Here is a 24,518-nt window from a genome sequence, read left to right as displayed (position 1 = left end):
CCGTGGAACGCGCCGGCGGGCTGCGCCAGCGAAATGCGCCGCCGAAGTGCGCCGAGCGGCGCGACGCGCTGGAGTGTCGTGGCCCACCGAGAGATTGTATATCGTGGAATGATGTTTATCGAGGGTCGTCGGAGCGGGACCCACCACCCGAGCCGTCGCCTTCCTCCGGTTACTCTCGCCGTCGCCGGGCCGACAGCGCGACGAGCGCGACGGCGAGCGCAGCGAGAGCCGGAACCACGCCGAATCCGGGTGCATCGTCGGCGCTGTCGGAGGGGTCGATCGCGGTTGGCGTCTCCGTCGGCGTCTCGGTGGGTGGCGCGGCTTCCAGCGCCGCCTCGACGACGGCCTCGCCGTCGACGATTCCGTGACCGTATCGGTCGTCGGGCTGACTCGCGCCCTGCGGATGAACCGCCTCGTCGATCAGGATCTCGTGGAGTTCGTCCATGGTGATTCTGCCGTCGGTGGCGGAGATGGCGAGCGCGGCGACGCCGGCGACGTGTGGTGCCGCCATGCTCGTCCCCTGCAACTCGACGTAGCCGTCAGTCGTTCCCGCCTCCGCGCTCGGGATCGCGACGCCGGGGGCGGTCACGTCGGGAACGACGTAGTGTTCCGGCCACTCCGCCGGCGCGGTGGGGAAGGCGGCGGTTCGGTTGATCGACTGGCCGCCGGAGAAGCCGGCGACGGTGCGCTCGGCCCGAACCGCACCGACCGCAAGCGAGTCGTACACGTTCGCCGGCGAGGAGGAGGTTTCGTGGCCGTCGTTGCCGGCCGCGGCGACGACGAGCTTGTCGGCGGCTCGTGCGTTACGAACCGGGCGGATGAACCCGGAGAACGTTCCGTTCGCGCCGAGGCTCATCTGGAGCGCGTCGACCTCCTCGTCGGCGGTGGCGTGCTCCATGCCGGCGACGACCGCGGCGAACGTCGCGGCGCCGTCCTCGCCGAAGGTGTCGATGCCGTACAGGGTCGCCCCGGGAGCGACGCCGATGTGCGTCCCGGAGGCGTCCCCGCCGGCGACGGTGCCCGCCACGTGGGTGCCGTGGCCGTCGGGGTCGGTCGCGTCCGCTACGTCGGTGCTCGTGACGTTGCCGTCATCGTTGAAGGCGACCCACCCGGACAGCTCGATGTCCTGATGGGACGGGTCGACACCCGTGTCGATGACGGCGACGGTCGCGCCCTCGCCGCGCGCGTCGTGGGCGTCCCACACCGCGGGCGCGCCGACCATGTCCAGCCCGTCGGTGGTCCGTGACTGCGTCGGCGTCCTCTCGACGGCGCCGGCGGAGCCGTTGTCGTTCACAGCGGCGGTTCCGGACGTGTCGAGCGTCTCGACTCTCACGTTCTCGTGGACCGCGGTGACGTTCTCGACCGCGAGGAGATCGTCAGTGTCGACTTCGTCCGCATCGACGGTCACCAACATCGCGTTCGCCAGCCAGAACTCGGTCTCGACGGTGATGTCGGCGTGATCGCCAGCGAAGGACTCGAAGCTAGCCTGCTCATCGTCGGCGTGTTCCTGAAGCTCCGCAACCGGTTCGGCCGCCGATTCGGGATCGGGAAGCGGGTCGAATCGGACGATCACCTCGACGGGTCCCGACTCGTTCGCCAGCGGGTCGTCGTAGGCGTCCGCGGCGTTTGCGGCGTCTGGGTCGTTCGCCGTGTCCACCGCCGCACCGACCGGAACAGCGCCCACGAGGGCCGCGCCGAACCCGGCGAGGAGGAGTACGACGACCGCGACCGCCACGACCGACCGCCGCCGGCCGCCGGCACGACCTCGGCGCGTCTGACCGTTCATACGGGGCGGTAGAGTGGGTCGGGCAAATAGATTCCCACGTGGACACCGACCAACAGTTGACGAGGACCTCCGCAGGTCTCCGACGTGGAATACCGCCGTCGCCACACCTTACTATGTGGCGGCTGAACTGTTGGTATGGCAACCGTAGCTATCGTCGGCGGCGGACCGGCCGGACTGAGCGCTGGACTGTTCGCGGCGAAAAACGGGCTGGAGACGGTCCTGTTCGACGGCGACGACACCTGGATGCACAAAGCACACCTGTTCAACTACCCGGGGGTCGGCTCCGTCGGCGGGAGCGAGTTCGTGGCGACCGCCCGCCAGCAGGTCGACGACTTCGGCGTCGACCGCAAACAGGGTGAGGAGGCCACCGCGGTCGCGGCTAACGAGGACGGCTTCACCGTCACCACGGCCGAGGGCGAGTACGACGCGGACTACCTGATTCTCGCGACGGGCGCGAACCGTGACCTCGCCGAGGCGCTCGGCTGTGAGTTCGACGACGACGGCACCGTGAGCGTCGGACTCGACACGGAGACCAGCGTCGCAAACGCCTACGCCACGGGCGCGATGGCCCGCAAGGAGGAGTGGCAGGCCGTCATCGCGGCGGGCGACGGCGCGGCCGCCGCGCTCGACGTGCTCACGAAGGAGAAGGGCGACCACTACCACGACTTCGACACGCCGGCGACCGCCGCCGACGTGTTCGGCGAGATCGCCGACGACTCGGCGTAATCGCGGCGGTGGCCGACTGAGACGAACTTAGACCTCGAACTCGGGGGTCTCGAACGACCCCTCGTCGTGTTCGACATCGTACTCCTGGATGCCGGTGAGCGCGAGCGCCAGCGTGGCGTCGGCCGACCAGCGGCCGGTGTTGATCGCGAGGTCGTAGATGGAGCGGTCCGCGAGGTCGATGCCGTAGTACGACTCGTACCGCTCCTGCTCTATCACCTCACGCACCTGCATCTCGGAGGTCATCTCCTCCCGGCCGGCGGTCCGGTCGGCGCGCACGTCCTCGGGCGCGTCGAGCCAGATCCGCACGTCGGCACGGTTGCCGGCGATCCACCCGGCAAGCCGGGATTCGAGCACGAACGGCTTGTTGGCGGCGCCCCATTTCTCCGCGATGCGTCGGAGACGCCGGTCGAGCGCGCGGTCGATCTCCTCCGTCTCGCCCGTCTTGGCGATCAGCTGGGAGAGGCTCATGTCGCGCTCGGCGGCGATCTCGCGGAACAGCTCGCCGCCGGAGACGTAGCCGCAGTCGAGCGCGTCGGCGATCCCCTCGGTGAGCGTCGTCGCGCCACAGCCCGGCGGGCCGGAGACGGTGATAAACAGGTTGCGTTCGATACGACGCTCCGTGGTGTCCGGGGCGGCGGGCATACGCGTTCGTGGTCGGCAGCCGACGAGTTAAACGGGAGGGTTTTGACGGACGTGATGAACGGTCCGTCCCGAACGACTTCCAAACCCGAGTGCGGTGGAAACGCTTGGACGGAATGCCGGTTACGATCGGAATCCCGCCACCGGCGCGAAGACCGGGCGCCGGTCCACGCCAAACACACGGTCACCGATGGTGCACGTCGACCGAGAGCCGTCATGCAGAACGGCTGTCAGGGCGGGGAGCACTCGGTTGCCGGCCCCTCTCGGCAGAGAGCACCGAGAAAATGTGTACGGGTCTGTGCGCATCGCACTCCCGACTTCCGACGCACCGACGCAACCGCTTTCCGCGTCCCGGCCCACTCTCCGTCAGTGAGCGACGCCCCCGAGCGCGACGGCAAACACCCCACGACGGAGGCTGATTCGGACGAGACCGCAGCCACGGCACGCGCCCGCGACCTCCTCGTGGAGCGCGTCGACCCCGACGCCGTCGACTTCGATCCCGAAACGGTCCCCCTCGCCGACGCCGCCGTGCTCGACCGGCTGTCCCCGGCCGTGCAGCGCTGGTGGGCCGACGAGTTCGGGACGTACGTCGGCGAGAACGGCGGGTTCTTCACGCCGCCACAGCGTAAGGCGATCCCCAACGTCGCGGACGACGTCAACAGCCTCGTGGCCTCGCCAACGGGCAGCGGCAAGACGCTCTCGGCGTTCACCGCGGTACTCGACGACCTGTTCCGTCGTGAGCGCGCGGGCGAGCTCGAGAACGCGGTGTACTGTCTGTACGTCTCGCCGCTGAAATCGTTGGCAAACGACATCGCCCGGAACCTCGAAGCGCCGCTGTCGGGCATCGCCGACGAGCTCGCCGCCGACGGCCACGAGACGGACGTGCGGCAGGCGATCCGACACGGCGACACGAGCTCATACGACCGACAGACGATGCTGTCGGAGACGCCCCACGTGCTCAACACCACGCCGGAGACCCTCGCCATCCTGCTCAACTCGCCGAAGTTCCGCGAGAAGCTCCGGTCGGTGGCGTACGTCGTCGTCGACGAGATCCACTCGCTGGCGGCGAGCAAGCGCGGGACCCACCTCGCCGTCTCGCTGGAGCGACTGGAGGAGCTCGCCGACGACTCACCCACGCGGATCGGCTGCTCGGCCACCGTCGAACCACTTGACGAAGTGGCGGAGTTCCTCGTCGGGCGCGAGCGAACGGCGGGGGAGATCGGCGACCCTAACGGGCTCGAACCTCGGCCATATGAGGTGGTCGACACCCGTTTCGTCAGGGAGTTCGACCTCGAACTCCGGACGCCGGCGGCCGACCTCGTCCACACGCCCCGGTCCGTCGTCCGCGAACGCTTTTATGATAGCTTGGACGAGCTGATACGATCCCACGACAACACGCTGGTGTTCACCAACTCCCGGTCGGGCGCCGAGCGCGTGCTCCGTGACCTCCGCGAGCGCGACGGCTACGACGAGTCCAACTCCGGCTGTCACCACGGGAGCCTCTCGGAAGACCAGCGGACTCGCGTCGAGGAGGGACTCAAGGACGGCTCGCTGGACGTGGTCACCACCTCGACGAGTCTGGAGCTCGGCATCGACATGCCCCACCTCGACCTGGTGGTGCAGGTGGGCTCGCCGAAGTCGGTCGCCGCCCTCCTTCAGCGGGTGGGACGCGCCGGCCACAGCCCGGGTGAGACCGTCGAGGGGCGGGTGTTTGCGCTGGATCGGGACGAGCTGGTGGAGTGTGCGACGATGCTCGAACGGGCGGAGGCGGGATTCGTCGACCGCGTGTTCCTGCCGGCGGGCGCCCACGACGTGGCCGCCCAGCACGTGTACGGGATGGCGATCAACCGGATCCGCCCTGACCGTGAAGTCCGCGAGGTGCTCCGGCGGGCGCACCCCTACAGGGACTACGACGAGGACGATTATGAGCGGCTCATGCGCTACCTCACCGCCGACTACGAGGGACTTGAGGAGCGAAACGTGTACGCGAAGGTGTGGCGCGACGCCAACGACGAGCCCGGCGGCGAGCACCACCACGAGGAGTTCCCCGTCGGCGAGACGCTCGTCGGGAAGCGCGGCCGGCTCGCCCGGGTCATCTACATGACCAACGTCGGCACCATCCCGGACTCGTTCAGCTGTGCGGTGTACACCCGCGACGACGAGTGGGTCGGGACGCTCGACGAGGCGTACCTCGACACCCTCGAACCCGGCGACGTGTTCGCGCTCGGCGGCGAGCGCTTCGCGTTCCGGTACCGCCGCGGGTCGAAAGTGCGTGTCGACCGGACGGGCCGCCGGCCGACCGTCCCCTCCTGGTACGCCGAGCGGCTGCCGCTGTCGTACGACCTCGCACGCGAGACCCTTCGCTTCCGCGCCGAGTTGCTCGATCGGCTGGAAGACGGCGGTCCACCCGCGGCCCGCGCGTGGCTCCGTGATCTGCCCCTCGGCGAGAATGCCGTCCGCGCCCTCGTCCGGATGTACGACGAGCAGGTGGCGTACGCCGGTCCGGAGTCCGTCCCCACGCCGGACCGGATCGTCGTCGAGCGGGAGCTCGACCGGGAGGCGTACCGCCGGCGGTTCTACGTCCACACCGCCTACGGCCGGCGGTTCAACGACGGGCTCTCGCGGCTGGTCGCCGCCGAATGTGCGAACCGAACCGACGCCAACGTGGCGGTCGCGGTCGCCGACAACGGCTTCTCGCTCGCGATCCCGCTCAACCGGAAGGTGGAGGTGGCGGAGATCCTCCGTGAGATCGACCCCGAAACCGTCCGTGAGACCATGCGGGACGCGCTGGAGGGCACGGACCTGCTGAAGCGCTACTTCCGGATCGACGCCACCCGGTCGCTGATGATCCTGAAGAACTACAAGGGGACGACGAAGACCGCGGCCCAACAGCAGGTGTCCGCCGAGACCCTACTCGGGCTCGCCGACGACCTCGAGGAGTTCGCCGTGATGGAGGAGACGTACCGCGAACTGCTGGAGGACAAACTCGACGTGGCCGCCATCGCTGACGTGCTCGCCGGCGTGCGCGACGGCGACATCGCCGTCCACGACCACACCGTCGACTCCCCGTCCCCGCTCTCGTTCGGACTCGCGACGCTCGTGGACTCCGACGTGGTGCTCGCCGACGACGAGTCCGCCGTCCTCCAGGAGTTCCACGCCCGCGTCACCGAGGCGATAGAGGAGGAGTGAGGCGAGAGACGGGGGACATAAGTGCGGTGGCGCGCCCCCGAGCGCCTGATAAGGCGCGAGGGGAGCGCGAGGGAGGCAGCGGTCGCCGGCGGAGCGGTTTCCCGCCGGCGGCCGTCTGCCGAGGCTGGGGAGGCGTGAGGTGCGGTTGCGGTGCGGACGGGTGGGACTCAAAGGGGCAGCCGTTCCCGCCGCAGGCGGGAAACAGCGAGACGGCCCCGACCGTCTCGCCCGTGGTCCGGGACGACGGAAGTCGCAGCCCGCGAGCGCAGCGAGCCGGAACGTCTTCCGGAACCCTCGACCGGAGCCGGCTGGGGCTTTGGAGGTGTTTGCCGTCGTGTTCACCGCTTAAACGGCTCAACTCGCTTATAAGGTACCGGCTAGGGCTTTGGAAACGCCCTCCTGCACACCCTGCTCACAAACCGCTTATAAGGCGCTTCACTCAACCGGGCGTCGTGCTCGCAACACGCCGATAGCGTGGACGACGGCGACGTAGGTCGCGCCGACGAGCGCGGCGACCGCGAGCCGCTCCGCCGTCCCGCCGGGGCCGTACACTACCGCCAGCAGGTAGGCGGCACCGCCGACGAGCGCGCCGTACGCGACCAGCCGCCCCGTACCGACGTTCGAGAGGCGCTGTGGCGGCGAGTCGGGCATGCCACGGGCGAGGGCGGGCCCCCTTATAGGCGACGCGGTCCGGCGAGTGTCTGCGGGTAGTTCTCACACCGGGTGACCCCCGTCCCGCCCCACTCTCTCCAGCCTACGGCGCCGTCACCAGCGTGTGCAGCGAGTCGGGGACGACCAACACGCGGTCGCCGGGGGTTAGCGCCTCCGTCACGGTCTCATGCGGCGTCATCAGGCACTCCCGGACCACGTCCGGGCGGTCGCAGTTCGTGATGTGAACCGGGTTGCGCCGGAGCGCGCGGGCGACCACGAACGCCCGCTGGGCGCCGGGCTCGTACCCCTCGCGCATCTCGTCGTACAGCGCCTCCGCGCTCGACGCGTTTTTAAACCGCTCGTAGAAGCGCTGTTCGCCGGTTCCCTCGCCGGCGCCCTCCGGGATCCGCGCGGGGACGACGACGCGGCCACCCTCCCGGACGGGATTGTGCGGCCCCAGACAGAGGTACGTCGCCGCCCGGCTCGCCTGATAGAGGTTGGCGTCCTTCGGGGCGGGAACCCCGGTAATGGCGGCGTCGTACTCGCCGGCCATATCGACGGAGAGGGCGTCGAGCCCGACGCTCGCCAGTTCGTGGACCACGTCGCGGGGCCGCCCGGCGCTCACGCCGAGGATGCCCGAGGGACCCTGCGTGACGTTGACACAGAAGTCGGGGCCGGCGAGGTCGCCGGCCTTGTCCAGCGCCTCGCGGAAGGGGTTGTCGTCGACGCGCCCGAGTCGAACGCCGGGCTCCCCGAGCATCTCCGGCCCGTGCGTGTACCGGATCATCGACTCCGAACCCGCGCCGATCACGACGGTCTTGGCGCCGCCGGAGAAGCCGGCGTACTGGTGGGGTTCGACCATGCCCGTCGCGACCACGAGATCGGCGTCGTCGACGATGCGGTTCACCTCCACGGGCACGGTCCCCTCGCCATTGACGCGGTCGAGCTCGCCGACTTGGACCACGGAGTCGGGGTCGTGATTCACGGCGAGGTCCGCGTTCTCGCCGAGCCCGTCGCGGATCTCCTCGTCGGTCATCGGGCGGTGGAGCCCGAGCCCGAGGGTCACCGAGACGTTCTCACGGGGGACCGGGAGTCGGTCGAGCAGCTCCGCGAGCAGCACGTCATCGGGCGTGTCCCGCGTCACGTCGGTGACGACGACGGCCACCTCGTTGTCGGGGCTCGCGAGCGTCTCCAGCGCCGGCCCGTGAGGGTCGTCGAGTGCGGCCTCGGCGGCCGCCGGCACGTCGACGGCCTCGCCGCCCGGCGGCTCCGCGACAGTCACGTCGTACGCCGAGAGGTCGATGTCGAGTTCGCCCTCGCCGTATGGGATCTGCATACACGCCCCGTGCGTTTGGGCTGATAAAGGGGTGTCGGGGACGGCCTAGAGGTCCACCCACTCGCCGCGCGCGTCGGCGCGCTCGACGGCGTCGAGCACTTCCTGGACCGCGTACCCCTCCGCGAACGACGGCGAGAAGTCGCCGCCCTCCGCGACCGCGGTGAGGAACTCGTAGTTCTCGTGGACGAACGTGTGCTCCCAGCCGATTACGTGGCCCGGCGGCCACCAGTTGCCGACGTAGGGGTCGTCCTCGTCGGTGACGAGCACCGTCTCGTAGCCGCGGTTCCCCTCGCGGAGCACCTCCAGCTCGTTGAGCCGCTCCAGCGAGAACTTGAGGCTGCCCTTCGAGCCGTGCACCTCGATCGTGTGGTCGTTCTTGTGGCCCGTCGCGAACCTCGAGGCCTCGAAGCTCCCCATCGCGCCCGACTCGTAGGCGACCTGCGCCGTGTAGGCGTCGTCGACGGTCACGTCGCGGTACTCCTCGACCTCGCCCGCATCGTCGTAGACGGGGCGCTCATCGACGAACGTCTGCAGGTGGCCCGACACGCGGTCGACGCCGCCAACCTCGTCTCCGACGAGGAAGTTCGCGAGGTCTATCGTGTGTGCACCGAGGTCGCCGAGCGCGCCGGAGCCGGCCATGTCGGCGTCCATCCGCCACGCCCACGGCGCCTCCGGATCGACCAGCCAGTCTTGGAGATACCGCCCGCGGACCTGCCGGATCTCGCCGATATCGCCGTCAGCGATCAGGTTCCGCGCGTGCCGGATCGCGGGGACGAACCGGTAGTTGAACGCACAGCCCGCAGGCACGTCCGCGGCCGCGGCGGCGTCGCGCATCGCGCCGGCCTCCTCCAAGGAGGGTGCCAGCGGCTTCTCACACAGCACGGGGACGCCCGCCTCCAGCGCAGCGATGGACGGCTCCGCGTGGACGTGGTTCGGGCCGAGGTTGTAGAAGACGTCCACCTCCTCGATGGCCGCTTCCCAGTCCGTCTCGGTGTTGGCGAATCCGAACCGCTCGGCGGCGTCCGCGAGCGCCTCCTCGTCGCGCCCGACGAGCGTGTGGCGCTCGACGGCGGGCGCGTCCGGGAAGAACATCGGCAGTCTCGCCAGCGCGTTCGCGTGCGCCTTGCCCATGAAGCGGTACCCCAGTACGCCGATCTTGAGTGGTTCCTGTGTCATCGTTGGTCCTCAGTGGTCCGAGTTGTCATCGTCGGCTCTCTCACTCCGCCCAGTAGGCGTCGCCGGGCTGCGTTTCGAAGACGGCGCGGTCGAGCACGTCGACGGCCTTCTCCAGTCCCTCCCGCGAGGAGGTGAGCGAGTCCTCGTGTTCGATCGAGAGTGCGCCCTCGTACCCCACCATCCGCAGCGTGGAGACGAGGTCCTTCCAGTGGCCCTCGTCGTGGCCGTAGCCGATCGACCGGAACAGCCACGAGCGGTTGGGCTCGTCGGTGTACGGCGCGGTGTCGAGCACGCCCTTCACCCGGCTGTTCGCCTCGTACACCTTCGTGTCCTTCGCGTGGACGTGGTGGATGGCGTCGTGCTCGCCGAGGAAGCGGACCGCCTCCGTCACGTCGATCCCCTGCCAGTAGAGGTGTGAGGGGTCGAAGTTGGCGCCGATCCGCTCGTTCGTCGCCTCCCGGAGCGCAACCATCCCGGTCGGCTCGTAGACGAGCATGTTCGGATGCATCTCGATCGCCACGTCGACGCCGTGGTGCTCGGCGTGTTTCGCGAGGTCCTCCCAGTAGGGGATCGCCACCTCGTCCCACTGGTAGTCGAGCGCCTCGGCGTGCTCCGTGGGCCACGGCGCCGTCACCCAGTTCGGCGTCGAGTCGCCGGGCGCGCCCGCCGGCAATCCCGAAAAACAGGTGACGGTCCCGACATCGAGCTGGTCGGCCAGCTCGATCGCCTCACGGAGCTCGCGGTCGGCCTCCGCCGAGCGCTCCTCGTCCGGGTGGAGCGGGTTGTTGTGCGTCGCGAGCGCGGAAACCCGCATCCCGTGTTCGTTCAGGAGCTCGTCGAGCTCCGCCTGTGCGCGCTCGTCGTCGAGATAGTCGCCGCGCGGGAGGTGGTCCTCGCCGGGCCACCCGCCGACGGCGAGCTCGACGGCGTCGACGCCGATATCGTCGAGGTACGCCAGCGCTTCGTCCAGCGACTCTCCACCCAAGGGTACAGTTAACACACCGATGTCCATGCGTGGGCGTTGTACTACACACCGAATAAACCTTCAGGAAGATGTGATGGTGAGTGCCGATGGGTGACCGAGAGTGACGGCCTCACCCCAGGCCGAGCAGCGAGACGCCGTATGCGGAGCCGGCGACGAGAGCGACCGACCAGAGCGCGATGCTGACGGTCATCCAGACGGCGACGGCACGGCGGGTGCTCCCGGCGGCGAGGGCGATCAGCGCCGCGATGTGGACGCCCGTCAACACGGGCGCGGCGAGCGTGAGTCCGGGCAGCCCGTATCGGTCCCACACGTCGTGTGCCCACCGGTACCGTCGCTTCTCCGACCCTCTCGATTCGCCGGCTGGAGACTCATCGGGAGCGTCGGCGGACGCGTCGTCGGGCGCGCCGTCGGCGGGTGCGTCGTCGTCGCTGCGCCGGCGGGCTCGCCAGCGGGCGATCCGGCGGTGAAACACCAGGAGGACGTAGACGGAACCGACGTTTCCGGCGAAAGCGACCGTCCCAACCAGCACGGGACTGAGCCCGAGTCCGATCGTGATCGGAATGACGGCCAGGATCTCGACCCACGGAAACGCCGCGAACAGGAACACGAGGAGGTACTGGACGATGCCGCCGGCGTCCGCGAGCGCGCTACCGACATCGACGAGGAGAGGGACCGACTCGAACGGGACCATACGCGCCCTTTCAGCGATCGGGGCAAGTACGTTTCGCACTGGCTCTCGGCGTGCGTCTCGGCGGGTCGGCCCCACCATCAACCCGGCCCCACCAGCAACCCCACCCTACCATCGACCTCGCCATCAACCTCGGTGGACGACCGTCAGCGCCGGCGACCGTGACACGCGCGCGGAACCACATGAGGTTTTAACGGATGGAGCGTGTACGACGGGTATGGGAATCCTCTCGCGCGCCTCCTACGTCATCCGCTCGAAGGTGAACGCCCTCCTCAACCGAGCGGAGGACCCGACGGAGACGCTGGACTACTCGTACGAACAGATGCGTGACGAACTCCAGGACGTGAAACAGGGAATTGCCGACCTCACGACCCAGAAAAAGCGCCTGGAGATACAGAAACGAAAGCTCGAAGAGAACGTCGAGAAGCACAATCGGCAGGCTCGCGAGGCGGTCCAGCAGGACCGCGACGACCTCGCGCGGAAGGCCCTCGAAAAGAAGAAGTCGAAGATGAGCCAGATCGAGGAGCTGGAAGGCCAGATCGCGGAGCTGGAGAACACACAGGACCAGCTGGTCGACAAGAAAAACGAGCTCCAGAACCGCATCGAGGAGTTCCGCACGAAAAAGGAGACGATGAAGGCCCGGTACGAGGCCGCCGAGGCCTCTTCGCGCGTGAGCGAGGCGATGACGGGCGTCGGCGACGAGATGGAGGACGTGTCGCGCTCCATCGAGCGCGCCGAGGAGCGCACCGAGGAGATGGAGGCGCGCTCCGAGGCGATGGACGAACTGCAGGACTCCGGTGCCTTCGACGACGCGCTCTCGGACAAAGACGAGCTCGACCGCGAGCTCGAAAGCCTCTCGACCGGCAGCGAGGTCGACGCCGAGCTGGAGACCTTAAAAGGCGAACTCGGCAAGGAGACCGCCGACGGCGGCGGCGACGAGGAGCTCGCGGAGGAGGACGTGGAGGCGGAGCTCGGCGACATCGAGGAGGAGATCGCGACCGACGACCTGGAGGCGGAGCTCGACGACGACCTCGACACGGAGGTCGACGTGGAACTCGAGGAGTCCGAGGCGGACGCCGACGAACCGCGGAGCTGACGGCGTCACAATCCCCCGAGATCCGGGCGACTACGCCGACTCGGACGCTCAAACGGTCTTCGCTTTTTTTGAACGGTCGAACGGAATCAGCAGCGCGGCTCCACCCTCCGTCCGCCGGCGAGCGCTGTCGAACGCGGCTACTGCGGCTACTCGTCGGCCGGCCGGGCGCCGGTGCCGGCACCGGACTGCTCGGCCAGTCGAATCTGCCCCTCGGTGAGGTCGACGCCGTCGTAGGGGTCCTCGGCGAGCAGCAGCGAGCCGTCGAGATCGGCGTAGTCGAGCAGCGGGGCGAGCTGCGCGCCGGCGGCGATGGCGGCGTTCGTCTCGACCATGCAGCCGAGCATCACCTCCAAGCCGTGGGCGCGGGCGGCGGCGACCATCCGGCGGGCCTCAAGCAGTCCGCCCGTCTTCATCAGCTTCAGGTTCGCGATGTCACACCGGTCGGCGATGGCGGGGATGTCCGCTAGCGTGATACAGGACTCGTCGGCGGCGATGGGGAGCGCCGAGCGCTCGTAGGCGAACTTCAGCCCTTCCGGATTCTCGGCCGGGACGGGCTGTTCGATGAACTCCACGTCGTACTCCGCGAGCCACTCGCTGTTGCGGACGGTCTCCTTGGGCGTCCACGCCTCGTTGGCGTCCACGCGGAGGGTCGCGTCGGGCGCCGCGTCGCGGACGGCGTCGACCAGCTCGCGGTCGCGGTCGGTGCCGAGCTTGATCTTGAGCACCGGATAGCCGGCGTCGACGGCGTCGGCCGCCTTCTCGCGCATCCGGTCGGTCGTGTCGAGTCCGAGGGTGAACGAGGTCGCCGGCGTCTCGTCGGGGTCGAGTCCCCACATGCGGTAGAGGGGGACGCCGAGCCGCTTGGCGGCGAGGTCGTGGAGCGCGATGGAGACCGCACACCGCGCGGCGGGATTATCGTGGACGACCGTCTTCATGCGCGACTCGATCCGGTGGAGTGCGTGCGGATCACCCACCTCCTCGACGACGGCGAGCAGGTCGGGGAGGACGGCCTCGACGGTGTCGGCCGTCTCACCGTAGTGGCCCGCGGGCGCGGCGGCACCCACGCCGGTGGTGCCGTTCTCGTCCGTGATCCGGACGACGACGTTCTCGGCTTCCGTCTGGGTGCCCCGGGAGATGGTGAACGGCTCGTCGAGCTCCATCGCCACCCGCTCGAACGAGGTGTCGAGGCTCATTCGCTCAGGACCTCCGCCTCGATCGCGGCCGCGATGGCGTCGGCCCCGTCGCGGACGGGATCGGCGGCGGGGACGCCGGCGGCCTCCGCGTAGGCGTCGACCGCCTCGGCGGCTGCCTCGTCGCTCTCGACGTCCTTCGTGTTGAGCGCGCCCGCGACGATCGCGGTCTCGTGAACCGGGTTCGCGAGGTCCTCGTACAGGTCGACGTACGTCGGAATCGAGGGGAGGTCGAACGACTCGTAGCCGTGGATCACCTCACGGCCTTCGGCGTGACAGAGCACGAGCCCGTCGGCCATCGAGCCGTGGAGAATGCCGCAGGTGACCGCGGAGTACGCCGGGTGGACGATGCTCCCCTGTCCCTCGACGACCAGCAGGTCGTGTTCATCACCCTTCTCTACGAGCATCTCCTCGACGGCGCCGGCGGTGAAATCGGAGACGACGCGGTCGATCGGGTTCCCCCAGCCGGCGATCATGATCCCCGTCTGGCCGGTCGGGATGAACGCGGCGTCGATGCCCCGCTCGCGCGCGGCGGCGACGATCTCCAGCGAGGCCGTCATCTTCCCGACGGAGCAGTCGGTGCCGACGGTGAGCACCACGTCGGCGTCCACGTCGCCGGAGACGCCCTCAGCCACGGTAAGTCCCTCGTGAGGCTCGCGCACGTCCGTCAGGGAGACGCCGTGTTCGGCGGCGAGCCGGGAGAACTCCTCGTCGTCGTTGAGGAAGTAGTGGAGCCCGCTCACCACGTCACAGCCGGCCTCGATGGCGTCGCGCACGTCGTCGCGCCACGACTCGTCGAAGCCGCCGCCGATGGGGGCGATGCCGATGTAGAGGGCGTCGACCTCGCCGTCGGCCGCCTCATGGGCGTCCGCGAACGACTCGACGATCGGCGCGTCGTCGATGTCCGGGACGTGGTCGGTGACTCGATCGCCGGCGCGGTCGCGGTCGAGCACGGCTCGCACGTCCTGGTTGCCGTACCGCATGACGCCGAGCGCGGTCTTCGCGCGGCCCGGGAACTTCTCGTGTGCAAGAATGACGATCCGCTCGTGGTCCATGCACGTCGACTCGCTAGCTGTGGGCTTAAAAGGGACGGGGGCGGCGTGGACTGCCGGGTCTTTGTGAATTGCCGACCTACGAGAGCGGGTCCGTGTCGAATCCGTCGTCGTCCGCCCAGTCGGGACGGCCCTCCTCCTCTCCGTCGTACTCCGCAAGCTCTTCGGAACTGGTGAACGCGGCGGACTCCCAGACGATCCGCACCTCCTCGTTGCCGGTTGCCTCCTCGATCACGACGCGATCGCCGGGCTCCACCACTCCGTCGGCTGGCCACCCGCCGAACTGCACCTCGCCGTCGGGGTCGTCACCCCGGACGACCAGCTCCTCCGCGGCGATCGGGTCGCCCTGCAGATAGACGATGACGATCCCATCGTCGTCCTCGCTCACGTCGAACTCCGCTTCCGGCGGCTCGACGGCGTCGATGAACCCGAAGACGGCGGCGCCAACCACCGCGAGCAGCAGCACGACGACGCCCACGAGCAGGCCGGTGCCCGCCATCGGCGTGAACGCCCGGTCGTCGTCTCGGATTCCTCGCATTCGTGGACTGGTTCGTTGCACCCATCTTAAGAGGTTTCGCTCTGAGTATCGGAAATGATAATCCGGAGCGGAGACTGGGTCGGTTCGGCGGGGGTGCGGCAGCGCCCGCCACGACGACGGTGATCGCCCACCCGGAACCGCAATCCCGTTATCCTCCCCTCTCAAAAAGGTAACCGTGAGATCGTTGTGAGCACGTGGATCGAGAACCCGGAGGGCGGACGCGACAGGGGGGTTCGACACCTTCTCCGGGCGTGGGTCGAGGTGCTGGTCCGCCCGCGTCGCTTCTTCCGGAACGGGGTCGGACCGGGAGACCAGGCACCCGGGTTGACGTTCGCCGTCGTCGTGGCGTTCGCGTTCACGCTCGGATGGCTGCTCGCCGATCCGGGCGTACTGTCGGACCCGGACGCGCTGCCGCCGATCGCCGACTCCGACCTGCTCACGGCCGTTGTCGTGCTGTTGGCCGTCGTGACGCTCGCCGCACCCGTCGGGCTCCACCTGACGGCAGCGGTCGCCACCCTCTCGTTGCTGGTGGCCTGCGTGGAGGTCCGCGGAGGGTTCTCGCTGCGCGATCGTGCTGGCGTCAGCGAGACGGTGCAGGTCGTCGCATACGCCAGCGCGCCGATGGCGCTTGCCGGCCCGCCGGTCGCCGGGCTTCGCGTCGTCTGTGCGGGGTACGCCACCACCCTCCTGCTGGTGGGCTTCCACACGGTCCACCGCACCACGCCACTCCGAACGCTCGTCGCCGGCGTTCCGCCGGCGATGCTGGGCTACTGGGTCGCGTACCGGAGCGTCGGCGCGGCCCGGACGCTGTTTGGAGGATAAAGGCGGGGACCCTGTCCCCTGGCAGGCACCTACCTCTTTTGAGTCCGGCGACCGCCGAGCCCTCCTGCGGTCCGGGCTGACACGGGCGGCGCTCCGGCGACGCTCGCGGCCGCCCACGCACGCCCGGAGGACTTTCGACAACCGTTTTAGGCGGGGGCCACTCCGTGTACTCAAATGGGATCTTGCATCATCTGTGGCGCCTCCGTCGAGGGTCACGTCTGTGACTCACACCAGGAGGACGTCGCGTTCGAGTTCCGCGGGGACTCACCCCACCAGCTCGTATCGGACCGATTTTACAGAGGCACCGTGGACGGCTACGCCGAATTCGGCGTCTTCGTCGACCTCGCCCCGAACGTCACCGGACTGCTCCACCGCTCGGAGCTCGACCGGCGCCTCGACAGTCTCGACTGGGAGCCCGGCGACGACGTGTTCGTCCAGGTGAAAGGCGTCCGTGACAACGGCAACGTCGACCTCGCGTGGTCGATCCGCCAGTCCGAACGCGAGTTCCGCGGCGTGCTCGTCCAGGAGGGCGAGACGGAACGCCAGCGGGAGGAGGAGACGACCGAGGAACCGGAACCCGAGACGACCGAAGAGCCGGAACCCGAGACGACCGAGACCGAGGAAGTCGAGGAAGCCGAGGAAGTGGAAGAGCCCGTCGAGGCCGAGGAGCCTGCCGAGACCGAAGAAGCCGAGGAAGCCGCCGAGACGGCGGAGGCCGAGGAAGTCGAGGAAGTCGAGGAAGCCGAGGAGGTCGACCGGAGCGCCGAATCCGCGCCCGAGGACGAGCGCGAGCGCGTCCTGGTCGAGTCGCTCTCCGACGCCGTCGGCGCCGACGTGCGCCTCGAGGGCGAAGTCGTCAGCGCCCGACAGACCGGCGGTCCGACCGTCTTCGAGGTTCGCGACGAGACGGGCGTCGTCGACGTTGCCGCCTTCGTCGAGGCCGGCGTTCGCGCGTACCCCGACGTGGAGGTCGGCGACGTGGTCCGCATCGACGGCGAAGTCGAAAGCCGCCGCGGCGAGATCCAGGTCGAAACCGAGGCGCTCGCGGTTCTGGAGGGCGACGAGGCCGCGACCGTCTCCCGCCGGCTCGCCGACGCGCTGACCGACAAGGCCCGCCCCGAGGGGCTCTCCCCGCTGGCCGGCGACGAGGCCGTCGCCGAGCTCGGCGAGGGGCTGCTCGACGCCGCGGAGGCCATCCGTCGCGCCGTTCTCGAATCGCGTCCCATCGTCGTCCGCCACCCCGCGACGGCCGACGGCTACGTCGCCGGCGCCGCCGTCGAGCGCGCCGCGCTCCCGCTGATCCGCGAGGAGCACGCCAAAAGCGACGCGGAGTACCACTACTTCACCCGTCGCCCGCTGGAGGACCCCGTCTACGACATGGACGCGGCCACCAAGGACGCGACCCGCATGCTCCAGGATCGCGACCGCCACGACGAGAAGATCCCGCTGTTCCTCCTCGTTGGAACCGGCTCCACGACGGAGTCCGAGGACGGACTCGGCCTCCTCTCCGTCTACGACGCCGACGCGGTCGTCGTCGACGCCGCCGTCGCCGATCCCGAGGCCCGCGAGCAGGTCGACACGCTCGTCTCGCCGGAGCTGGACGACGTTGAGGGGGATCTCTCGACCGGCGCCCTCGTCGCCTCGCTCGCGTCCGCGATCAACGACGAGATCCGCGCGGACCTCACCCACCTGCCCGCCGTGAGCTACTGGGAGGAGGCCCCCGACCGCTACGTCGAGCTTGCGCGCGACGCCGGCTACGACGCCGAGCGCGTCGCGGAGCTTCGCGAGGCCGTCGCGCTGGAGGCCTACTACCAGTCGTACCAGGACAAACGCGAGCTCGTCACCGACCTGCTGTTCGATGACGGCGGCGACCTCGCCGCCCACGTCTCCGAGCAGTTCCGCGAGAAGCTGGAGACCGAAATCGAGACGGCGACCGCCAACGTCGCGACCGAGCAGGTCGGCGGCGTGGAGTTCGCGCTGCTCGACACGGACAAGTACACCCACCGGTACGACTTCCCGCCGACGCCGCTGCTGCTCGACGACCTCCACCGCCGCGAGGCGAACGGCTCGCCGTTCGCGACGATCGGCATCGGCACCGACGAGCTGTACGTCCGGACGAGCGCCGACCTCTCGATCCGCGAGGTCGCCGCGCAGGCGGCCGAGACCGCCCCCCGCGCGGACATCGACACCGCCGGCGTGCGCGAGGGGAAGATCGAGTTCCTCTCGGGCGAGCGCGACGCCGTCGAGGACGCCGTCGTCGCCGCCGTCGCCGACCAGTTCTAAGGTCGCTCCCGCCCCTGCGCCACCTTATAAGTGTGGCGCGGGCGTAGCGCTTGTCGATGAGCCTCTGGCAGTTTCTGGATGCCGCCGAACGCCCGGAGCGCTCGGTCGTCGTCGTGAACCGAAAGGCGCCCGACCCGCTCCAGCGGATGCTGGTGCGGCTGTTCGATGGCCAGACGGTCTCCGTGAGCGAGGAGCATCTGCCGGACGGCACCGACGACACCGTCCTCCTTGTCGAGGACGGTGTCGTGGTCGAAAGCTGTACCCTCGACGAGATAGCCAACGAGATCCTGCTCGTCAACTCCGACCTCTTCATCACGGGGACGCGAGGACTGGAGGAGATAGAGCCGCTGTCGATCCTCGAGAACCTCGACGAGACGCCGTTTCGCTTCCGAGGCTATCCGGAGTCGAACTCGGAGAAGATGCTGCTGATTCTGATCTCCAGGTACATTGAGCGCCGCGCGTGGCTCCGTGAGGAGGGCACCCTCCGCGCGTCGTTTCAGCATCTCGCGCGGATCGACGACGAGATCGGCACCCGAAAGGTGTACCAGCGGCTCGACGACACGGACGTGGACGTGCACGTGTACGGCGCGCCGGGATGGGAGCCGGCGCCGGACTCCTCCATCGTCGCGCATACGGGATACAGCGAGGACTTCCTCGATTCCTGGTTCGTGGTGTACACGCCGTCGGCGGGAGAGGAGGGCCACGTCGCGCTGCTCGCGCTGGAGGACGGCCCGAACGAGTGGGTCGGATTCTGGACGTACCGCGAGGAGCTGGTGACCGAGATCGCCGACTACATCCAAGCGAACCTCTGACTGGCGGGAGTATCCTACCCCCTACGCTCACTTCCGGACTTTCGTGAACGGTCCGGGCGGGAGTATCAGGTCGTCGAGCTCCGGGAGGTGTTTGACGTTGAAGACGACTTTCAGCTCGTCAGTGGCGGGGTAGCCGTTACACGAGAGCCGGAAGCCGCGCTCGGTGAGCTCCTCGGGGAGGATGTGGTTGGCCGGCTGGGAGAGCTCCCCCTCGGCGAGAAACACTGCACAGTTCGCGCAGGCGCCGCCACGACAGGAGAACGGCCACGCGAACCCGCGATTCTCCGCGGCCTCAAGCAGCGTCTCCTCGGGGTTCACCAGCAGCCGCCCGTGGTCCTCGGGCGCGAGGGAGGCACCGGACGCCTTCGTGAACAGGTCCTCATCGTCGAGTGACCAGCCGTAGTCGTCGACCACCTCGTAGTCGAGGTAGGTGACGCGCGCGGCGGCGAGTCCGGCGGCGTCCTCCCCCTCGTCGGTGAGGTCCACGTCCGCGGCCGCCGTCGCGCCGTCGCTGTCGGCGTCGCCGTTCAGGTCGCGCTCGGAAAGTTCCCGGTAGGCACGCCTGACGAGCTGAAACTCCTCCATGCTCCCACCCTGGTCGGGATGGGCGTCCTTGACGCGCTCGCGGTAGGCCCGTTTGACGTCCTCGTCGTCGGCGTCGGGGTCGAGACCGAGCACGTCGAACGGGGAGACCATCGAGTCGTCCGAGCGTAGCCGTTTGAGACGGATAAACCCCGCTCAACGGGTCGGGGCTGCCGGTGTGGGTGGCCGGCGTGGATGGTGGGTGTGAGTGGCCGGAGAAGCGGCGCTACTCCCGCGGCAGCCGCTTGAGGCCGTGCCAGATGGCGTCGACCAGCCGCGCCTCGTCGTCGATCTCGGGATCCGTCTCCGCCCAGCCGCGCGCGATGGCGTCCTCCAGCACGTCGAGCGAGTGGTTCTCGAAGTTGTTGACGCCGCGGAACTCCTCTAAGGCGTCACGCTCCGGCGCGTCGAAGACGGGCTCCGGCTCGCCGGGATGGAAGCCGAGGTCGACGAGCGCGCTGGTGACCTCCTTGGCCGTGGCACCCGAGAGCGTCTGCAGGTCGTCGGGCTCGGCCCGCGAGAGCAGCGTCACGTCGTACAGCTTGAACACGCGTTCCAGCTCCGCGATGGGCGTCTCGTGATCGTCGACGCGCACGTCGACCCAGCGGTCGTTCTTCCCGTCGTAGCCGCCCTCCGGCTTGGCGACGTACAGTGCGGCCGACTGCTTGCCCCGGGAGTCGCCGCCGGCGTCCTCGCCGGCGTACAGCGCGGCGAGCAGTCGCTCGGGGAGGCCGCCCTCGGTCGACTCGAACGCGCCGGCCATCGCCGACAGCGTCTCCTCGTTCTCGAGGATGTTCCCCTGGACGGTGTAGTCGTCGCCCTGGATGTCGCCGGCCACGTCGAGACACTCGTCGCCCGTGAAGGCGGCGACCGAGCCGTCCTGACCGACGACGCCGACCTGTCGCGAGGCGGCCTCGTCGTCGTTCTCGACGAGTTTCTCGACCGTCTCTTCGGCGGTGAGCCCCTTTCGGAGGTGGTCGAGTCCGTCGGGGCCGTACGCGACGTTGGCGAAACTCTGCGTGGCGATCGCGCCGGCGTCCGCGGCCGCGAACGGCACGACCGAGCCGACGCTGATGAACTTGGATTGAACGGCGATGCCGACGGCGTCCGTGTCGGGATCACGTGCGACGATGGAGAACGTCATACCCACGGTGCGTCGGCCTCCCTCAAAAGGCTTGACGCCGCGGCGCGGTGCGGAGGCGGTCGGCCGTTCGGCGGCGGGGTCGGCCGGCCGTTCGGTTGCTCCGTCGTGCGTGCGCTCGACGGCGTCCGCCGTCGCCGGTAATCCGGGTGCTGGACGGGGATTTCGGGAGGGCGTCGGCGCCTGCTTTTAAGTGTCCGCCCGGAGATGTACGAACACAGCATGACTGAAAAGAAAGACCGGTTCCAGCGCATCGACCGCGGCATCGAACGCGTCCGTGAGGAGATCAACGAGACCGTCGACGAGTCCCAGGAGCTCGGCGACACGTTCCGCGACGAGGCCGGCGAGAAGCTCGACGCGCTCGGCGAGCGACTCGACACGCTTCGAGAGCGAACGAAGGACGAGCTCGACGAGCTCGTCGACGGCTCGAAGCAGGCCAGCGAGAGCGCCCGCACGGAGGCCAACGAGGCCATCGATGACCTAGAAGAGCGACTTGACACCCTCCGCGCGCAGGTCGACAAGAAAGGCGACGAGGTCCGCAAGGAGACCACCGAGGCGATCGACAAGCTTCAGGCGGAGCTCGACGAGCTGCGCGACCGCGTCGACCGCAAGTGAGCCGGCGGGCGCCGGGGTGACTGGCGGCGAACGCTGACGTTTTCGAGTTCTCCCGCGTGAGTGACGGCAGCGTGCAAGCTCTTAAGAGGGATATTGCCCAACGTCTCCGATATGTCCACTGGATTCAATCCCAACGCCGGGTCGAGCGGCGGCGGTTCGGGCGGCGCGAGCGGCGCCGGCCGCCTCGGCTTTCTCGACCGGCTCAAGACGGGCTGGACGCTGACGAAGGACAGCGCCGGCGTGATCCGCGATCACCCGAAACTGCTCGTGTTTCCGCTGTTGGCGAGCATCGCGTCGGCCGCCTTCTTCGTCCTCTTGTTCGTCCCGGTTCTCGTCGCGAACATGATCGGGAGCGGGCTGGAGTACGTCGTCCTGTTCGTCCTCTACTTCCTGACGACGTTCGTGAGCACCTACTTCGCGTGCGCGCTCGTCCACGCCGCCAACGAGGCGTTCCACGGCCGCGAGCCGAGCGTGCGCGCGAGCACGGCGGCGGTCGCCGACCGTCTCGGTCCCATCCTCGTCTGGTCGGTGATCTCGGCGACCGTGAGCGTGATCCTCAAGTCGATGGAGAACTCCGACAACCCGATCGCGGCCATCCTCCGCAGCCTCTTCGCCGTCGGCTGGGCGATCATGACGTTCTTCATCGTCCCGGTGATCGTCTTCGAGGACGTGTCGGTGAAGTCGATGTTCACCCGGAGCGCGAGCGCCTTCCGGGACACGTGGGGTGAGACGCTGGGCGCCGGCTTCGGGATCACGCTGGTCGTCGCCCTGTTCGGCGTCGTGCTCGCGCTCGGCGCCCTCCTCGTCTCCGTGCCGGTCGCCGCCGTGTTCCCCGGTCCGGGGATCGTCCTGATGGTCCTCCTGTTGGGGGGCGTGGTCGTCACCACCTACCTCGTGAGCCAGACGATCTGGGGGATCGCCAAGACCGCGCTGTACGTCTACGCCGTCGAGGGGCAGACCCCGGAGCAGTTCGAAAACTTCGAGTTCGAGACGCTCGGCGGCCGGACCGAGGGGAAAGCGTCGCCGGGCTCGGCGGGCTCCACGGACCGCTTATAAGTGGGATACGTGGAATGTGGGGTGGTTGAAGCGTGGAGTTCGACGGCGAACGCCTTTTACGTGCCAGTCAGCGCCTCTTAAGTGGTTGCTGCGGTGAACACGGCGACGAACACCGCCAAAGCCCCAGCCGGCTCCTCTTAACTTGTCGGCACGGAGAGTGCGACAGTAAACAGCTCCAAAGCCCCAGCCGGCTCCGGTCGAGGGTTCCGGAAGACGGTCCGGCTCGCTGCGCTCGCCGGCTGCGACTTCCGTCGTCCCGGACCACGGGCGAGACGGTCCGAAGGACCGACTCGCTGTTTCCCGCCTGCGGCGGGAACGGCTGCCCCTTTGAGTCCCGTCCAGCACCGCACCCGCACCTCACGCCTCCCCAGCCTCGGCGGAGAGCACGCCGGCGAAACCGCACCGCTCGCCGGCGCGCTCCCGCCTCCCTCGCGCGCGTTTCTCGCGCGCGCCACAGCCTCACAAAGTCGCTGCTACTCGGCACCCGAAGTGCCACTTATAAGCGGGGTGAACGCCCACGCCGCCGCCGGCTCACTCCACCCGATTCCGGAGGTCGGCGTCCCCGGGGGTCGCGCCCTTCTCGGCGGCGTCCTCCAGCGCGCGGACGTTTGCCGCGAGGATGTCGGCGACGCGCTCGAAGTAGACGGGCGTGTGGCCGGCGTTGTGCGGGGTGATCGTCACGTTCCGAAGCCCCCACAGCGGGTGGTCCTCGGGGAGCGGCTCGGGGTCCGTCACGTCGAGCGCCGCGCTCCGGATCTCGTTGCTCCGGAGGGCTCCCACCAGCGCGTCGGTGTCGACCACCTTCCCGCGAGCGACGTTGACGAGCACGGCGTCGGGCCGCAGGGTGCGGAAAACGTCGGCGTCAACGAGCCCCTCCGTCGTCCCCGTCAGCGGACAGGCGAGCACGACGTACTCCGCGTCGGCAACCGCCTCGTGGAACTCGTCGAAGCCGTACACCTCGTCCATCGGGCCGCCCTTTTCAGGGGTGTAGCGGACCCCGACCGTCTCACAGTCGAAGGCCGCGAGCCGGTCGACGACCGTCTCGCCGATGGCGCCGAGCCCGACGACCGCCACGCGGGAGCCGTACACTTCCGTCGAGGGGTAGCTGCGCCACTCCCGACGCTCCTGCTGGTCGCGCGCGCGGTGGAACTCCCGGGCGTGACCGATCATCGCGCCGACGACGTACTCCGCGATGTTCGGCCCGTGCACGCCCGAGGCGTTCGTGAGCGCGACGCCGTGCTCCGCGAACGCCGCCCGCGGCAGGTGGCCGGTGCCGGCGTACACACAGGCGAACAGCTCCAGGTTCTCGGCGGCGGCAAGGTGTTCCTCGTCGATGTCGAAGCCCACGGCGATTCGCGCCGTCTTCAACAGCTCGCGCTCCTCCGCCGGCGTGCGAGCCAGCGCGACCCGCTGGTCGGGGAGTCGCTCGCGGATCTCGGCGGCGAGCTCGGGGCCGCCGGTGCCGTGGATCGTCTGTCGCAACACGACGATGTCGGGATCGGACATGGGCGATCCCACGGCGCGTCGGTACAAAAGCGTCCATGCCCGAGCGGTGGGTGCGGTAAGGGGGCCGCCGAGCGCAGCGCCGCGATCGGCGGCCTCCCGGGTGCGGAGCGCTTATCGCCCCTGCCCGCGGACGTGATGTATGGGAGACACGAACGGCGATCCCGGCACGACCCCTGCCGACGCCGCGCGCCTCGTCCGGCGCTACTACGAGGTGGTCGACGCGGAGGCGTACGAGGAGCTGTTCGACCTGTTCGACGACGACGTGGTGTACGAGCGACCCGGACAGCCCCCCATCGAGGGGAAGGCGGCGTTTCGCGAGTTCTACGAGACCGGTCGTCCGCTGGAGGATGGCACACACGAGGTGCACTCCGTGGTGGTGAACCCGCCGAACGAGACGGCGAGCGACGATGGGGACGGAAGCGACGAGTCCGGCGACGACCACACGAACGCCACGGCGCCCGCCGGCCCCACGGTCGCCGTTCGCGGCACCTTTTCGGGCATCCAGGACGGCGACCGCGTCAGCTTTGGCTTCGCGGACTTCCACGAGTTCGACGGCGGCGTCATCGCCCGCCGGTACACATTCACCGACCGCGACGAGGTTTGACCCCGAGGATCTCGGGAGTGAGGGAGGGGAAGGGGAAGGGCGAGG

At 69.0% G+C, this 24,518-nt stretch carries 22 protein-coding genes; 9 read left to right on the top strand and 13 right to left on the bottom strand.

Going from position 1 to position 24,518, the window contains the following annotated elements; all coding sequences use genetic code 11:
- Positions 1-169 precede the first annotated feature (169 nt).
- On the bottom strand, positions 170-1,786 hold the full coding sequence (locus ACYQ07_RS14595) for a S8 family serine peptidase (protein WP_459882843.1): 1,617 nt from the start codon (positions 1,784-1,786) through the stop codon (positions 170-172).
- 135 nt (positions 1,787-1,921) lie between these two features.
- Here ACYQ07_RS14595 and ACYQ07_RS14590 point away from each other — a divergent pair, with 135 nt between their 5' ends.
- Complete coding sequence (locus tag ACYQ07_RS14590; protein WP_459882842.1) at positions 1,922-2,512, top strand: NAD(P)/FAD-dependent oxidoreductase; 591 nt, start codon at positions 1,922-1,924, stop codon at positions 2,510-2,512.
- Between the two features lie 27 nt (positions 2,513-2,539).
- Here the strand turns inward: ACYQ07_RS14590 and cmk are convergent, their stop codons facing one another.
- Positions 2,540-3,154, bottom strand: a complete 615-nt coding sequence (cmk, locus tag ACYQ07_RS14585; protein WP_459882840.1) for a (d)CMP kinase — start codon at positions 3,152-3,154, stop codon at positions 2,540-2,542.
- A 366-nt stretch (positions 3,155-3,520) separates the two neighbouring features.
- On the opposite strand from cmk, the gene ACYQ07_RS14580 reads away from it, so the two are divergent.
- On the top strand, positions 3,521-6,340 hold the full coding sequence (locus tag ACYQ07_RS14580) for an ATP-dependent helicase (protein WP_459882839.1): 2,820 nt from the start codon (positions 3,521-3,523) through the stop codon (positions 6,338-6,340).
- A gap of 435 nt (positions 6,341-6,775) precedes the next feature.
- On the opposite strand, the gene ACYQ07_RS14575 is transcribed toward ACYQ07_RS14580, so the two are convergent.
- From ACYQ07_RS14575 to ACYQ07_RS14555, 5 genes are all read right to left on the bottom strand, one after another.
- Entirely contained in the window at positions 6,776-6,991 is a 216-nt protein-coding gene (locus ACYQ07_RS14575) for a hypothetical protein (protein WP_459882838.1), read from the bottom strand.
- 103 nt (positions 6,992-7,094) lie between these two features.
- The gene (locus ACYQ07_RS14570; protein ID WP_459882836.1) at positions 7,095-8,327 is read right to left on the bottom strand and encodes a lactate racemase domain-containing protein; all 1,233 of its coding nucleotides are present in this window, start codon (positions 8,325-8,327) and stop codon (positions 7,095-7,097) included.
- 45 nt (positions 8,328-8,372) lie between these two features.
- Positions 8,373-9,503, bottom strand: coding sequence for a Gfo/Idh/MocA family protein (locus ACYQ07_RS14565; RefSeq protein ID WP_459882835.1), 1,131 nt, complete (start codon positions 9,501-9,503; stop codon positions 8,373-8,375).
- Positions 9,504-9,543: 40 nt separating this feature from the next.
- Complete coding sequence (locus ACYQ07_RS14560; RefSeq protein ID WP_459882833.1) at positions 9,544-10,515, bottom strand: sugar phosphate isomerase/epimerase family protein; 972 nt, start codon at positions 10,513-10,515, stop codon at positions 9,544-9,546.
- Positions 10,516-10,597: 82 nt separating this feature from the next.
- A complete protein-coding gene (locus tag ACYQ07_RS14555) occupies positions 10,598-11,179 on the bottom strand; it encodes a small multi-drug export protein (protein ID WP_459882831.1) in 582 nt (193 codons plus the stop codon).
- A gap of 214 nt (positions 11,180-11,393) precedes the next feature.
- Here ACYQ07_RS14555 and ACYQ07_RS14550 point away from each other — a divergent pair, with 214 nt between their 5' ends.
- Entirely contained in the window at positions 11,394-12,272 is an 879-nt protein-coding gene (locus tag ACYQ07_RS14550; protein ID WP_459882830.1) for a PspA/IM30 family protein, read from the top strand.
- Between the two features lie 146 nt (positions 12,273-12,418).
- Here ACYQ07_RS14550 and ACYQ07_RS14545 read toward each other — a convergent pair whose 3' ends face one another.
- The 3 genes from ACYQ07_RS14545 to ACYQ07_RS14535 form a co-directional block, all read right to left on the bottom strand.
- Positions 12,419-13,465 (bottom strand): dipeptide epimerase, encoded by a 1,047-nt coding sequence (locus ACYQ07_RS14545; protein WP_459882828.1) that lies wholly within the window; start codon positions 13,463-13,465, stop codon positions 12,419-12,421.
- Positions 13,462-14,517 (bottom strand): N-acetyltransferase DgcN family protein, encoded by a 1,056-nt coding sequence (locus ACYQ07_RS14540; RefSeq protein WP_459882827.1) that lies wholly within the window; start codon positions 14,515-14,517, stop codon positions 13,462-13,464. Before ACYQ07_RS14540 ends, ACYQ07_RS14545 begins: the two co-directional genes overlap by 4 nt.
- A gap of 76 nt (positions 14,518-14,593) precedes the next feature.
- The gene (locus ACYQ07_RS14535; protein ID WP_459882825.1) at positions 14,594-15,052 is read right to left on the bottom strand and encodes a type IV pilin domain-containing protein; all 459 of its coding nucleotides are present in this window, start codon (positions 15,050-15,052) and stop codon (positions 14,594-14,596) included.
- 186 nt (positions 15,053-15,238) lie between these two features.
- On the opposite strand from ACYQ07_RS14535, the gene ACYQ07_RS14530 reads away from it, so the two are divergent.
- The 3 genes from ACYQ07_RS14530 to ACYQ07_RS14520 all read left to right on the top strand — a co-directional run bounded on the left by ACYQ07_RS14530 (position 15,239) and on the right by ACYQ07_RS14520 (position 18,969).
- The gene (locus ACYQ07_RS14530) at positions 15,239-15,874 is read left to right on the top strand and encodes a YIP1 family protein (RefSeq protein WP_459882823.1); all 636 of its coding nucleotides are present in this window, start codon (positions 15,239-15,241) and stop codon (positions 15,872-15,874) included.
- A gap of 174 nt (positions 15,875-16,048) precedes the next feature.
- Entirely contained in the window at positions 16,049-18,157 is a 2,109-nt protein-coding gene (locus tag ACYQ07_RS14525) for a DHH family phosphoesterase (protein ID WP_459882822.1), read from the top strand.
- 56 nt (positions 18,158-18,213) lie between these two features.
- Positions 18,214-18,969 carry a DICT sensory domain-containing protein gene (locus ACYQ07_RS14520; RefSeq protein WP_459882821.1) on the top strand — a complete coding sequence of 252 codons (756 nt, stop codon included), beginning with the start codon at positions 18,214-18,216 and terminating at the stop codon, positions 18,967-18,969.
- A 27-nt stretch (positions 18,970-18,996) separates the two neighbouring features.
- On the opposite strand, the gene fer is transcribed toward ACYQ07_RS14520, so the two are convergent.
- Together fer and ACYQ07_RS14510 are read right to left on the bottom strand one after the other, a co-directional pair.
- A complete protein-coding gene (gene fer / locus ACYQ07_RS14515; RefSeq protein WP_459882819.1) occupies positions 18,997-19,665 on the bottom strand; it encodes a ferredoxin Fer in 669 nt (222 codons plus the stop codon).
- A gap of 112 nt (positions 19,666-19,777) precedes the next feature.
- On the bottom strand, positions 19,778-20,695 hold the full coding sequence (locus ACYQ07_RS14510; protein ID WP_459882817.1) for a DUF1028 domain-containing protein: 918 nt from the start codon (positions 20,693-20,695) through the stop codon (positions 19,778-19,780).
- Positions 20,696-20,914: 219 nt separating this feature from the next.
- On the opposite strand from ACYQ07_RS14510, the gene ACYQ07_RS14505 reads away from it, so the two are divergent.
- Together ACYQ07_RS14505 and ACYQ07_RS14500 are read left to right on the top strand one after the other, a co-directional pair.
- The gene (locus tag ACYQ07_RS14505; protein ID WP_459882815.1) at positions 20,915-21,307 is read left to right on the top strand and encodes a hypothetical protein; all 393 of its coding nucleotides are present in this window, start codon (positions 20,915-20,917) and stop codon (positions 21,305-21,307) included.
- A gap of 111 nt (positions 21,308-21,418) precedes the next feature.
- A complete protein-coding gene (locus tag ACYQ07_RS14500; RefSeq protein ID WP_459882814.1) occupies positions 21,419-22,363 on the top strand; it encodes a DUF6159 family protein in 945 nt (314 codons plus the stop codon).
- A gap of 531 nt (positions 22,364-22,894) precedes the next feature.
- On the opposite strand, the gene ACYQ07_RS14495 is transcribed toward ACYQ07_RS14500, so the two are convergent.
- A complete protein-coding gene (locus ACYQ07_RS14495; RefSeq protein ID WP_459882812.1) occupies positions 22,895-23,869 on the bottom strand; it encodes a D-2-hydroxyacid dehydrogenase in 975 nt (324 codons plus the stop codon).
- 139 nt (positions 23,870-24,008) lie between these two features.
- Here ACYQ07_RS14495 and ACYQ07_RS14490 point away from each other — a divergent pair, with 139 nt between their 5' ends.
- Positions 24,009-24,473: a nuclear transport factor 2 family protein gene (locus tag ACYQ07_RS14490; protein ID WP_459882811.1), complete on the top strand. Its 465-nt coding sequence runs from the start codon at positions 24,009-24,011 to the stop codon at positions 24,471-24,473.
- Positions 24,474-24,518: the final 45 nt, after the last annotated feature.

The sequence above is a fragment of the Halorubrum gandharaense genome, from assembly GCF_054654575.1.
This window is presented reverse-complemented; position numbering and strand designations above follow the sequence as displayed.

What these genes read in the sequence shown, in the direction of transcription:
- ACYQ07_RS14595 (WP_459882843.1), bottom strand. Translation starts at nt 1,786, where the DNA reads ATGAACGGTCAGACGCGCCGAGGTCGTGCCGGCGGCCGGCGGCGGTCG.
- ACYQ07_RS14590 (WP_459882842.1), top strand. Translation starts at nt 1,922, where the DNA reads ATGGCAACCGTAGCTATCGTCGGCGGCGGACCGGCCGGACTGAGCGCT.
- cmk (WP_459882840.1), bottom strand. Translation starts at nt 3,154, where the DNA reads ATGCCCGCCGCCCCGGACACCACGGAGCGTCGTATCGAACGCAACCTG.
- ACYQ07_RS14575 (WP_459882838.1), bottom strand. Translation starts at nt 6,991, where the DNA reads ATGCCCGACTCGCCGCCACAGCGCCTCTCGAACGTCGGTACGGGGCGG.
- ACYQ07_RS14570 (WP_459882836.1), bottom strand. Translation starts at nt 8,327, where the DNA reads ATGCAGATCCCATACGGCGAGGGCGAACTCGACATCGACCTCTCGGCG.
- ACYQ07_RS14565 (WP_459882835.1), bottom strand. Translation starts at nt 9,503, where the DNA reads ATGACACAGGAACCACTCAAGATCGGCGTACTGGGGTACCGCTTCATG.
- ACYQ07_RS14560 (WP_459882833.1), bottom strand. Translation starts at nt 10,515, where the DNA reads ATGGACATCGGTGTGTTAACTGTACCCTTGGGTGGAGAGTCGCTGGAC.
- ACYQ07_RS14555 (WP_459882831.1), bottom strand. Translation starts at nt 11,179, where the DNA reads ATGGTCCCGTTCGAGTCGGTCCCTCTCCTCGTCGATGTCGGTAGCGCG.
- ACYQ07_RS14550 (WP_459882830.1), top strand. Translation starts at nt 11,394, where the DNA reads ATGGGAATCCTCTCGCGCGCCTCCTACGTCATCCGCTCGAAGGTGAAC.
- ACYQ07_RS14545 (WP_459882828.1), bottom strand. Translation starts at nt 13,465, where the DNA reads ATGAGCCTCGACACCTCGTTCGAGCGGGTGGCGATGGAGCTCGACGAG.
- ACYQ07_RS14540 (WP_459882827.1), bottom strand. Translation starts at nt 14,517, where the DNA reads ATGGACCACGAGCGGATCGTCATTCTTGCACACGAGAAGTTCCCGGGC.
- ACYQ07_RS14535 (WP_459882825.1), bottom strand. Translation starts at nt 15,052, where the DNA reads ATGCGAGGAATCCGAGACGACGACCGGGCGTTCACGCCGATGGCGGGC.
- ACYQ07_RS14525 (WP_459882822.1), top strand. Translation starts at nt 16,049, where the DNA reads ATGGGATCTTGCATCATCTGTGGCGCCTCCGTCGAGGGTCACGTCTGT.
- ACYQ07_RS14520 (WP_459882821.1), top strand. Translation starts at nt 18,214, where the DNA reads ATGAGCCTCTGGCAGTTTCTGGATGCCGCCGAACGCCCGGAGCGCTCG.
- fer (WP_459882819.1), bottom strand. Translation starts at nt 19,665, where the DNA reads ATGGTCTCCCCGTTCGACGTGCTCGGTCTCGACCCCGACGCCGACGAC.
- ACYQ07_RS14510 (WP_459882817.1), bottom strand. Translation starts at nt 20,695, where the DNA reads ATGACGTTCTCCATCGTCGCACGTGATCCCGACACGGACGCCGTCGGC.
- ACYQ07_RS14505 (WP_459882815.1), top strand. Translation starts at nt 20,915, where the DNA reads ATGACTGAAAAGAAAGACCGGTTCCAGCGCATCGACCGCGGCATCGAA.
- ACYQ07_RS14500 (WP_459882814.1), top strand. Translation starts at nt 21,419, where the DNA reads ATGTCCACTGGATTCAATCCCAACGCCGGGTCGAGCGGCGGCGGTTCG.
- ACYQ07_RS14495 (WP_459882812.1), bottom strand. Translation starts at nt 23,869, where the DNA reads ATGTCCGATCCCGACATCGTCGTGTTGCGACAGACGATCCACGGCACC.
- ACYQ07_RS14490 (WP_459882811.1), top strand. Translation starts at nt 24,009, where the DNA reads ATGGGAGACACGAACGGCGATCCCGGCACGACCCCTGCCGACGCCGCG.